The organism is Shewanella sp. 10N.286.52.A9 (assembly GCF_041468985.1).
Lineage (GTDB): Bacteria > Pseudomonadota > Gammaproteobacteria > Enterobacterales > Shewanellaceae > Shewanella > Shewanella japonica.
On record NZ_JBFRJQ010000028.1, the window covers coordinates 70,516 to 83,138 of the forward strand.

At 36.0% G+C, this 12,623-nt stretch carries 5 protein-coding genes; all 5 read left to right on the top strand.

Features of this window, described 5'->3' with window-relative positions:
• The first annotated feature begins 194 nt into the window (after window positions 1-194).
• A complete protein-coding gene (locus AB4128_RS17890; RefSeq protein WP_372038501.1) occupies window positions 195-3,653 on the top strand; it encodes a TonB-dependent receptor in 3,459 nt (1,152 codons plus the stop codon).
• Between the two features lie 194 nt (window positions 3,654-3,847).
• Entirely contained in the window at window positions 3,848-5,062 is a 1,215-nt protein-coding gene (locus AB4128_RS17895; RefSeq protein ID WP_372038502.1) for an EAL domain-containing protein, read from the top strand.
• A complete protein-coding gene (locus AB4128_RS17900) occupies window positions 5,059-9,846 on the top strand; it encodes a PAS domain S-box protein (protein WP_372038503.1) in 4,788 nt (1,595 codons plus the stop codon). Before AB4128_RS17895 ends, AB4128_RS17900 begins: the two co-directional genes overlap by 4 nt.
• 53 nt (window positions 9,847-9,899) lie before the next feature.
• Window positions 9,900-10,985: a PleD family two-component system response regulator gene (locus AB4128_RS17905; RefSeq protein WP_372038504.1), complete on the top strand. Its 1,086-nt coding sequence runs from the start codon at window positions 9,900-9,902 to the stop codon at window positions 10,983-10,985.
• 114 nt (window positions 10,986-11,099) lie between these two features.
• Window positions 11,100-12,383 (top strand): tyrosine-type recombinase/integrase, encoded by a 1,284-nt coding sequence (locus AB4128_RS17910; RefSeq protein WP_372038505.1) that lies wholly within the window; start codon window positions 11,100-11,102, stop codon window positions 12,381-12,383.
• Window positions 12,384-12,623: the final 240 nt, after the last annotated feature.

Genomic DNA, 12,623 nt, shown 5'->3' on the forward strand with positions numbered 1-12,623 from the left:
AAAAACCGTTTAATATAAAATAAACCTTAATTATAAATGGCATTGTTTAGGAATATGATTAATTGAAGATTGTTAACAAAATTATGTTGACAGTTATTTTGTTGATCAGTAATGTCTATAAACAGAGTTGCAACATAATTTTAACTTTTGCGGCTCGATCAGGCAGAAACATAAACGCTCTTGGGGGAGTAGACATGCCATTTAAAAACAAAACTTATAAATACAGCTCAGTGTATCTGGCCTTGCTAACTGCGATGTCATTACAGGTATCAGCAGAAGAAGGGAATACTGACTCCACAGATGAAATGGAAGTAATCCAAGTAAAAGGATTAAAAGGGAGTTTAAAAAAATCCATTAACGATAAACGCTTTGCGGAAAATTTAACTGACTCAATCAATGCAGAAGATATTGGTAAATCAACGGATCAAAATATTGCTGATGCATTATCTCGTGTTACCGGTGTGACTGTTCAATCAGTTGATGGCGAAGGGTCGAGAATTACTGTTCGTGGTGCAAATTCACAACAAAATAATATTAGCTTAAATGGGGTACAGTTAGGTTCAACAGACTTTAGCCAAAGTGTCGATTTATCGCAGTATTCATCAGATATTTTATCGAAAATCGAGGTAGTAAAAACACCGAGTGCTGATCATGAAGAAGGCGCTTTAGGTGCAAACATTAATTTAATAACGAATAAGCCGTTAGATTTAAATTATGAAATCCGCAATTTGACTGTTGAAGGACGTTATAACGATTTACTGGAAGATGAAAATTATCGTTTATCTGGGACGATTTCAGAAAAATTCTTAGATGACACGTTTGGTCTTATATTTACCGCGGTATCCGAAACAAATTCATATCGTAAAGATCAGTATACTGCTGATAATTGGGTGTCTGAGTTTTCACACTTAGCAACCGATACCGACGGTAATCAAGTACAAGACGTTTGGGGTCTTACTAATAAAAATACCCGTTATGAGTTGTATAACAATGATGTAGACCGTATGAACTTTAACTTAGGTTTACAGTGGGCACCAACAAGCTCTACAGAATTTAATTTAAATACTAACTATACAAAGCAGGCTTTTGAAAGTTCAATGCATGGTGTACAGGTACGCAGCGGCCAGCAAGGTAACATGATAGAAGGGGTTGACCCAGGTTTAGGTGGCGGTCCGTCACAATGGACTGACCCGCAAGAAAATTGGCATACTATTGATACTAAAACCAATACATTCACTAAATACTTAAACCGCTTTGGTGATGGTGGCTTAAGCCAGTCTGAAAACAAGTATGAAGAAGAAAACAGTGTAGTCTCATTTGATGTGCGCCATGACATTACAGATAACTTCATTATGGAAGCCGGCTTAGGATATTCGAAATCAGAGCGTATTCCAGAAAACCAAGTTTATATTGCCTTACAAAACTACAGTAATATTAACCGTTGGTTAATTAAGAATGTACCTGCAACAGACATCGAGCCAGTAGGTTACGACTGTACTAACGGACCTTGTACTATTGTTGATGGCAATGGCTTAATTGACTTTGGTGCTAACAATGAATTTGGTGACCCATTAAATGTTTGGGATAATTACTCAACAACAGGCTTTAATGCGGATGAATTAAATGCCCAGCATTTAACCTTCTTGAATCGTTCTGTTATTGCAGTTGAAGACACCCAAAAATCAGCATTTGTTGATTTTGACTGGGTGTTAGATGCTGGGCCTATCACCAGCGTTGAATTTGGCGCTAAATATACAGAACGCGAAAAATATGTTGATGATCAACAAAATGCATTTAACAGTGTTGGTGAAGGTGTCGTAATTAACAACCCTTATACAGGCGCAACAGTCGTATTAAATGATGGTTTAAACTCACTGAGTGGTGACTTGTTTGCTACAGATGACGGTTTCCCTGTTGACGACTTTATGTCAAGTAATGGATACGCCCGTGACTCTGTGACAGATGGTTGGTCAACATTTTCAGCGTTTAAAGCATTTGATTTAGCCTTAGGCTCTCCTTTAATCGGTTTTACACCAGATGATTCAAATACTCGCTCAGCTGAACTTGAAAATTTTGCTACCTATTTAAAAGCAAACTTTGACTTATTTGAAGGCCGATTGTCAGGTGATCTTGGTGTACGTTATGTAAAAACAGAAGTATCAACAGCAGGCTCGTCAGGGGTACAGTTTGCTTTTGACCCCGGTAACGCTGGTCGCTTAATGGATCCTTTTAAATTAGCAGAGCTACGTGACTCTAGTTTACCTGAATGTAGTGGCATCCCATTTTATGGTACAGACTGGAATGCTGAAGCGCGTTGGGGACGAGTTGATGGACAAGGTTATGATACCGTTGGAACAAATGATCTAACAGATGATGTTTTAATTGCTGATCAAGGCCCATGTTTCGACCCAAATACTGTGCGTGGCAATCCTAACGAGACTGATTGGTGGTTGTGGCGTCACAGTGATGTCTCTACTGAAAAATTCTATGTATATGGTGATCGTCAGTTTGATGAGAATGGTCAATTAGTTGCTACAGAAGATCGAAGTCGTCGAACTTTTGATGTTACTGGTACTCATGACTATGACGTGTTTTTACCGAGTTTAAATCTAAATTACATGCTTTTAGACGATACGATTTTACGTTTTGCAGCATCTAAAACTATGTCTAGACCACAAATAGACTCATTACGTCCTGGTTTTAAAGTGAGTGAAACACAATGGGGTGGTTACAACCGTAATAATACAATCACATTAACCTCACCAAAGCTTGATCCACTTGAGTCAGTCAACTTAGATTTATCATATGAATGGTATTTCAATGAAACCAGTATGCTTTCAGCAGGATTATTCTACAAAGATATGACTAACTTTGAAGAATCAGAAACCGTTGTTACCTACATGGATGATTTACGTGATGTTGGTTTAACTGAAGGTGAGTCATATAATCCTGATGATCTTGTGTTAGTTGCAGGACAAGACAGTCTTGAACAATGTATGCCTAAGCGCTTCCAAGGCAGTGATGAATTCCGTGAAGACTGGATGTACTCTGGTGATTTAGAACAAATGTGTGCGCAATTTAAAACCACACGAATTAAAAATGGTAAAGGTGCGACGATTAAAGGCGTTGAATTACAATATATTCAAACCTTTGACATGCTGCCTGGTTGGTTATCTGGTTTAGGTGTTCAAACAAATTATACATACCAAGATAGTGAATATGACCAAGAGGTGTCATCGATTGATGATTCAGTGAAATTACCTGCTTTACAAGTCGCCTACACACCAGAGCACAGTTATAATGTCACCGCATTTTGGGAAAAGAATGGTCATCAACTTAGGTTGTCATACCGAGGTAATAGTGATCAATTAGCTAAACGTTCTTGGGAATCAGGTTCTTTATGGGAAGAAGGGCGTCAAACCCTAGATTTCTCAGCAAGTTATAAACTAAATGATTTTGTTACCTTTTCATTCCAAGCAGTGAATTTAACTGATGAAGGCATTCGCCAATACTATACAAGCCGATTCTTAAATGTGAATGGCAATGTGTTAGATGAGGGAAGCCCAATTAGTGGAGATGCAACAGATTCGCGTACCGTTTATCAATATCAAACGGGTCGTACATTCCGTTTAAATGCCCGAATGAATTTTTAATCGAATTCTTTATTCGAAAAAAGCCGCCTTTGGCGGCTTTTTTGTTTCTAAAATAGCACTTATCCGTTTAAACGAATAAGCAAAGCATAACATTCATCAGATACAAGGACTTATACTTTTGGTTAGCTACCCGTTTTTAATATTCCTGACTATACTCATATTTAAGAAAGGGATATTCGCATAACGGAGGGACGGTGACGAAGGAAATACGCTCTGTATTAATAGTTGATGACCAAGCTGTCATCCGAAAAATTTTCTCGAAAAGTCTTGGCCTATTAGGTCAATACACTATTGCAGAAGCTGCCGATGGATTAGAGGCCTTCGAATTAATAAAAGCAAATGATTTCGACCTGATATTTTGTGATTTAAATATGCCAGTGAAAGATGGCTTATACCTTTTACAAAGACTTATTGAGTTACAGTATGCTACCCCAATAGTATTATTTAGTGGAGAAGATCAAAGCTTACTTAACTCTGCTAAAGTGCTCGCAACCCATTATCACCTTAATATTCTAGGTATTGTCCCTAAACCAATCACCTCCGAAATGCTTCAGTCGTTTATTAAGCAAGCAGCATCAATAAACATGAAGCAGTACCAAACTCCATTGCCAGATATTACCGAGCATGATCTCAAGGATTATATTGTTAATGGACATGTAAAAGCGTTTTTTCAACCACAATATAATCTATTGACCAATGAAATATGTGGTTTTGAAGCATTAGCAAGAATTGTAGACAATGGTCAAATTATCTTGCCTTCACAGTTTATTAATAAAGCCGAAGAAACTGATTTAATCATGCCGTTGACTAAAGCCGTTATCAATGATGCGTTTCAGTATTTTTCAATGTTAAAACCTGAATATAAAAAACTAAACTTATCGATTAATTTATCTGGCAAGTTGTTAGATGATGAGACTATTCCACATTGGCTTGAAGAAACAGCGGCAACTCACGGCATAAACAATGACTCAATAACCTGCGAATTAACTGAAACAGCAATTCCTTCAAATCCGTCAGTGATGATTGTTGCCTTACTGCGCCTTAGAATGATGAAATTTAAATTATCTATAGATGATTTTGGTACTGGGTTCGCTTCACTTGAACAACTGCACATGTTGCCTTTTAACGAACTTAAAATTGATCGTTGCTTCGTTGCTGACATACTAAACAACGATAAATCTAAAGCCTTGTTTAGACGCAGTATTTCATTAGCAAAAGATTTGGATCTGTTAGCCGTGGCAGAGGGGGTTGAAGATTTTGAAACCAAGCAATTAATCATAAAGCTCGGATGTAAAGTTGCACAAGGTTTCTATTTTAGTCAACCGCTGGCCGCTCATGACATTGTTAATGAGATAAATGAAAGCGGTTTGAGCTTTGGGGTAAACTCGTTAGAGGAATCAAAACTTTGAAACTTTCTAAGCCTATTCCAACGATATTTTTTATATCTATATGCATCTTGTTTGTGGGTGTACTGGTCTTTTCAATTTCGATAAATAATTTGTTAAAAGAGCAGACTATTTCCTTCTATGAACGTGAAGCAAAATTACTGACAAGCTTAATAGAAAAGAGTCTTTATCAAAGTTATCTAGATGCTGAGTTTTTGCCATTATTCTTAGGTGAGATTGATCAAACGAGTTTCAATGCAAAGGTAACATCTGAACTGTTCCAACAAGAATTAAATAATCTAGCTAAAAGTCGCAATACATTGTCTAAAATTGCTGTACTTGATCTACAGGGTAAAATTCTTGTCGAAAACACAGAGAATTACAATTCAATTTCTATACCGCCAGCTAATTTAGACCAAGTCACCATCGCAAATTCCCAATGGTTTAAAGCCATTAAAAATCATAAAAATAATAGAAGTAATCAAGTTTATTTATTCGGTCCACAACGAAGCTTTATTGATAAGTATGAAAATAGATTTGATCTACTTATCGGCACACCTTTACTGAGCACTGAAGGAGAATTGATAGGCATTTGGGTCAATATCATCGACTTTTATGTGGTCGAAGAAGTATTTAAAAGTATCTATAACCAGCTTGCAGAAAAAGATCTTCATCACGTAGAACTGTCCTTAATTGATGCCAAAGGTGTATTGATAGTTGAATATGATCCAATTGGTTTTAAACAATCAAAATATGTACGTAACTTTGACCGTATCAGCAACATTAACCTTGTTAAAGAGGGTGTTATTGGTGCAGATAGAGCAATAGCCGGTTTTTCTGGTACTGAAATATCATCCCATGATCAAAGCGATGAGCAGCAAATAACAATTTATAATCACTTTGAGGGTTACAATGAATTACAAGGAATAGGTTGGTCCACACTCGTCAGAATTGATCATGATGAGGCCTTTTCCGCATCGGTTGTGATGATACAAAATGCCAGTATCTTTTTATTTTTCTTATTTATTGTCTTTTTCATACTAATGTATTCGGTATTTAAGAACTTATTGAATCCTTTGAACGAACTTTCTAATTTTGTCAGTGATTTAGCTACAGACTCTTCAACTAGTATTGATAGTAAATATATTTCAGCAGATTTACATGTCGCATTAAAAGAGCTTGAAAGTAAATTTATAGAAAGAACAAAGCTAATTAATAAAAATGTAGAACAACGAGAGTTACTCGAGTTACAACGTAGTGCGATTAATTCTACGTCAACAGGTATTGTCGTTACAGATGTTCGTTTACCCGATCAACCTATCATCTTTATTAATCGAGCTTTTACCCAAATTACTGGCTATAGACCCGAAGAGGTTTTAGGTAAAAACTGCCGTTTTTTACAAGGGGCTAAAACAGAAAAAGACAAAGTTAAACATCTGGCTCATGCTATTAATAAAGGAGTCTCATGCAATGTGGTTATTACTAATTACACCAAAACAGGTGAAACCTTTATTAATAATTTGTCTATAGGTCCTGTATACAATAAAAACAAAGAGTTAACTCATTTTATTGGCGTACAAAATGACATTACCGAAGACAAAAGAAAAGAAGAAGAAACAATGACAGAAATGTCATTAATACTAGAAGAGCGAACTAAAGAGTCGAAAGATTCAGCTGAAAGATTAAGAGCCGTTTTTGATGCGGCGCTAGACGGTACAATCGTATTAAATCAGAACGGTATCATTCAAGATGCTAATCGCTCTTTAGAATTAATATTCGGCCGAAACCGTAATGACTTACTCGATAAAAACATTAATATTCTATTAGCAGGTTTACAGCCAACACAATTAGAACAGGCAAACAATATTCCATTCAACTCATGGATAAAAGATTACATTGGCGAACCTAAAAAACTGTTTGGACTCCATAAAGCTGGGCACCAGATACCAATTGAAATGTCAGTTGGCGAAACAACATTAGATGCTAAAGCTATGTATGTCGCCATAATCAGAGATATTTCATTCCAAGAACAAATTAAGCAAAGAGAATTAGCATTACAAACAAAATTGTATGAACAAGAATTGATTTATAGAACGGCATTTAACCAAGCAGCCGTTGGTATCGGTCGTATTGGTGTAGATACTAAGTTTGTCGAAGTTAATACTAAAATGTGCGAAATATTAGGTTATGACGAAGATACACTGCTTACTAAAAGTATCAAAGATGTGACTTACAAAGATGATTTAGAGCAATCTTATCAATACATTAAGCAGTTATTAGCAGATGAAATAACGTATTTTAATACCGACAAACGCTATATAAGAAATGATGGTTCTTTTTTCTGGGCTAATTTATCTGTGTCATTAGTAAGAGATGCAGACAGTAACGAACCTAAATTCTTTATTGCTGTGGTGGAAGATATTACTGAGCGTCAACAGTCTGCAGAAGAGCTACATCGTGCTAATTCTGAACGTGATAAGTTATTGAGCGGTTTAAATTTAGCATCAGAGGCTGGCGGCGTTTGTAATTGGTCATTTGATATAAAAACAGGTCAGTTAAATTGGGATTCAAGAATGTACCGCTTATACGGAGTTGAAGACGGTAAGAGTATTGAATACAACGATTGGCGAGATAATGTGCACCCTGATGACGTAGAACAGGCTGAACAAGAAGTCAGCGATGCTATTTCTAACATAACATCATTAAAGACCGAATTTAGAATCATAAATCGGAAAGATAAAACCATTCATTGGCTGCAGTGTGCTGCAAACCTATCACTGGATGAAAATAATTTACCTGTGACGATGTACGGAATTAATGTCGATCTGACCCATGAAAAACAAGTTCAACAAAAATTAGAAAAAGAAACAGAGTCAGCGCGTCAGGCGAGTAAAGCTAAATCTCGTTTCTTAGCGACCATGAGCCACGAAATTAGAACACCGATGAATGGTGTTATTGGTATGATTGATCTGCTCAAAAATACGCCATTAAATGCAGACCAAAAACGAATGGCCACGACTATTCGTGATTCGTCTTTTTCACTGTTAGATATTATTAATGATATTTTGGATTTTTCTAAAATTGAATCGGGACAAATAGAGTTAGATATAAACCCATGTAACGTACTGTCTATTATAGAAAAAACTATCGATAGCCTTTGGATTAATGCTTCAAACAATAATGTAGAAATTTATATTTACCCGGATTTAACAATACCGAAAGAATTGTTATTTGACTCAGTTAGGTTGAGACAAATTATTTTAAATCTAACGGGCAACGCAGTTAAGTTTTCGAAAAGCCTTAATTCAAAAGGTGTAGTGGTTATCAGGACTCAATTAACTAATGAGAATCTTATTTTAGAAGTCATAGATAACGGTGTTGGAATATCACAGTCCCAACAAGAAACCTTATTTGTTCCATTCACACAGGCTGATACCTCAACGACGCGTAAATTTGGCGGAACGGGTTTGGGCCTAAGTATTACTAAGTCATTTACTGAACTAATGAATGGAAACATTGAAATTGATAGTGAAGTAGGTAAGGGAAGTAACTTTAAGGTCACTTTGCCCTTAATAGAAAAGCCAACGCAACTTGATAACGGCGCTTTTTCACAATTTGATTTTAAAAAGTTCAATGTTTTAGTATCGATAAGTAATGAAGAACGTAAACATGCGTGTTTGATAATTCTAAATCAATTGTGTTGTAGTCAAGTTTCAAGTGTTGAGTTCGATGAACTTGAAAGTCTAGCTCAGGATACCTCTAATGCTTTATTGATTACCGATAACATTAATGTATCTTTTACTGAAATAAGTCAGTCAATTAAAACGCTTATACTTAATGATGATCCTATTGCAACGAAGGGACATTTAGATCCTTATACTTATGTTTGTGCCGCTCATCCTTACAAACCTACAGAGTTTATATTCGGAATGGCGGTATTGTGCGGCCTTGAAAGCCCTGAATTAGATTGGTCAACTGAAAACCGTCAATCGTTTGAGAAAGTCATTACGCAAACGATTGAAGAAGCAGAACAAAGTAATAGCTTAATATTGGTTGCGGAAGATCAGCCTACAAATCGCCTCGTACTAGGTAAACAATTAGAAAGCCTGGGTTATGCATATGAAATGTCAAATGATGGTATTGAAGCTCTTGAAAAATGGCAGTCTGGTCGATTCAATTTATTGCTTACTGATTGTCATATGCCAAATATGGACGGCCTTGAATTGACTAGAACCATTAGAGAGCAAGAATTAAAACAAAATTGCTCGCCAATAACCATCATTGCAGTAACAGCAAACGCAATGGTGGGCGAATCTGAAAACTGTTTAGAAGCAGGTATGGATGACTATTTAGCTAAACCGATAGAAATAGAACTTCTTCAAGAAAAGCTAGCTCAATATTTACCGCTTACTGATATTCACCAACAGCCAGAAAGTATTTCACAATCAATGACAAATGGTGTTGAGACACACAATAATGCAATTGATTTTGAAAAATTAAAAGCGGTCATTGGAACGGATGATGAAAGTATCACTAATGAAATTTTAGCCATGTTTTGGACTAGCGTGAATGAAGACTATGAAGCACTGAAACAACATTGCGCCGAAAGAAATTCAGAAGTCATTCGAAGTAAAAGTCATGCAGCGAAAGGCGCATCAGTTTCTAGTGGCGCGATTGAGTTGAGTGATTTTTTTAAATGGATAGAAAAAAATAACACTGACTTTGATGGTATTGAAAGTAAGTATCCTGAAATAGATAAAGAACTCAGCGCAATTAATCAAATATTAAAACAAAGAAAAGTTGTATAACTGTGCCTTGTGTTAAACGATATGGTCGATAACTCATATAAGAAGGACAACCTATGGACAATTTGGTAAATGTCGTTGTGTTTTATCAATCTATAGAGATAAAAAAAGTGATACAAGAAATACTTAGGAATAAGTATCAAAAGATATTGTATTGCGAAATAAACACAAACCAAGACCAATTTATAAAATTTACCGAAGATAAGACCCGACCTTTACTGTTTATTTATGCATTTGAAGAGCCGAAAGAGGCGGTAGAATTTAATGAAATCATAGAAAAACTGAACGATTCAAAAAATTTATTCAATAAGGAGCATTTGTCTTTGTTAATTTGCTGTCGAGAGCATCGTGAAGCAGCATATTTTGAGTGTTCAAAAGGGCGGTTCTACAGTTACGAAACGTTTAAACCAATATATGATATGAACCGAATTCGACTTTCAATAGCCCAGATGTGCGATTTGCTTACAAGTCAGGATAAAGTGCACTTATACGAAGAAGACAAAAAAACGATTATTAATAAATTACAAAACGTCTCTATACAATTGCATGAAGTTGAAACTTCAATCAGCGATGAGAAGGGGATTCAACATGAATTGTTAAATGAGCTCATCGCTGAGATAGATAACCTCTGTAGTCTTGAACCTACTGATTCAATTGAAACAATGAATGGCCATGTATCAAAAATAAAACCTAAAGTTGAAAATTTCAAGGCACATAACCAAAGCTATTTCAAAGAGATAGGCAGCAAAGTGAAGGGCGCTACACCGAGTTTTAAAAAGAAAATGCCGTTAGTTCTTGTGGTTGATGATCAGAATGTGATGTTAAAAATCATTACCACGATTTTAAAACCAAAAGGGTTTGATGTAGAAGTCGCCACTAATGGAGCTGAGGCCATCAATAAACTAAAAAACTGCAAACCTGAACTAGTATTGCTCGATATCGACATGCCGGTTCTAAATGGCATAGATACCTTAAAAACGATGAACAAAATGAACATACTCGATAAACTGCCAGTTATTATGCTGACAAGTAATTCAGATAAAGAAAGTTTTATTGAATGCAGAGAACTTGGCGCTATAGATTACATTGTGAAACCAACTAATGCGGAAACCTTGTTGAAAAAAGTACTCGCTGTAATCTAATCATCATTTAATTTCAGGTATTTTAATGCCGATAAATAACGTTATCGGCATTAATCATTTGGGAATAAAGTTTTTATAATCAACGCCTTATTGAGTTTATATTGCAGATGAACTATGTCGCAAGAATTTCCCCCTGTATATCCGTTGTTTGATAAATCTGAATTTATATTAACTGGAAATAGTTATGTTAATCAGTATATTACTCAGGTTTCCTTAACCAAAGTTCCTGATGCTGGTTTAATTATTGAGCACTGTTCAGATTGGTTGTTTGAACAAAGACAATCAGAAAATAACTATAAAACCTATCGTAGCGAACTCACTACATTTCTACACTGGTGTTTTGATGTAGCCTCATTATCACCAATTCAACTCACTAGAAAAGATATCAGTCGTTATATTAGTTATTGTGAGAAACCACCTGAGCAGCTTATTGGCTACTTCAATGTTGCCCAATTTAAGCAAGATAAAGCATTGGATGAACGAGTGCCAAATGCGCAATGGCGCCCATTTGTAGGCAAAAAACAGTACGGTGAAAAACAACCTTATGTATTGAGTGACAATGCACTTAAAACAAAAATCGCTATTCTTTCTTCATTTTATGGATATTTAAATAGTGAAGAATACACAGAAAGAAACCCAGCTCAACTATGGCTTAAGCATAGCCGTTTTGCGATTAACCATAAATATGTAAAGAATGAAGATGATAACAATCATGCATTCACAAAGTTACAATGGTCTTATGTTGTCAGTACCGTGAACAATATGGCTGAGCACGAACCAGAAAAACATCAACGTAGCTTGTTTCTCATAAATCTGATGTATTGCTGTTATTTACGTATATCAGAAATTAGTGCCAGAGCAGGTTTTTCACCAATGATGTCGCAATTTAGACAAGACAGTCATACTAAGACTTGGTACTTCCATGTGCCTTTTTCTAAAAGTGGCAAAGCCAGAAATATTGCCGTCTCAAAAAGTTTATTAAAAAGTTTAACTCACTACCGAGCTTACTTAGGGTTAACAGACTTACCAAGTATCACTGAACAACATCCATTGTTTATTAGGCATAAAGCGGCAGCACATGGTCGAGAAGCTGGACAAATTGGCGCGAACCTAGGCATAAGACAAGTTCGAGACGAGCTGGATAAAATCATTGGCCTGGCTGCAGATAAAGCACTTGAAGATGGATTTGAACAAGATAGCTTATTAATGAGAAAACTAACTGCGCATAATATCCGCCATACTGGGATAACACATGATATTAATATAAACCAAAGGCCATTGTCGCACGTTCAAGCTGATGCGGGTCATGAAAGCATTGATACCACATCACAGTATTTACACACCACACAAATAGAAAGACACCAAAGTGCAGCAAACAAACCGTTAGATCACATCTAATTTTAACGCGTCGCTACGTAAAATCTGAAAAAGTTATCAAGGGCAATACCCATAGAATTTACACAGCGACGCGTGATATTTCATCAATTTTACAAAAATGGGTAAGGATACGCTCTATAAAGGTAGTGGGTTCGGTTACGTGATTGAGTATGTATATTGATAATTATCCTATTTAACATAATATACATTGTGCGAAGTTTCGTGTAAGTGATTGCTGATTGAGAATTTGTGTGGTCTTAA

What these genes read in the sequence shown, in the direction of transcription:
- AB4128_RS17890 (WP_372038501.1), top strand. Translation starts at nt 195, where the DNA reads ATGCCATTTAAAAACAAAACTTATAAATACAGCTCAGTGTATCTGGCC.
- AB4128_RS17905 (WP_372038504.1), top strand. Translation starts at nt 9,900, where the DNA reads ATGGACAATTTGGTAAATGTCGTTGTGTTTTATCAATCTATAGAGATA.
- AB4128_RS17910 (WP_372038505.1), top strand. Translation starts at nt 11,100, where the DNA reads ATGTCGCAAGAATTTCCCCCTGTATATCCGTTGTTTGATAAATCTGAA.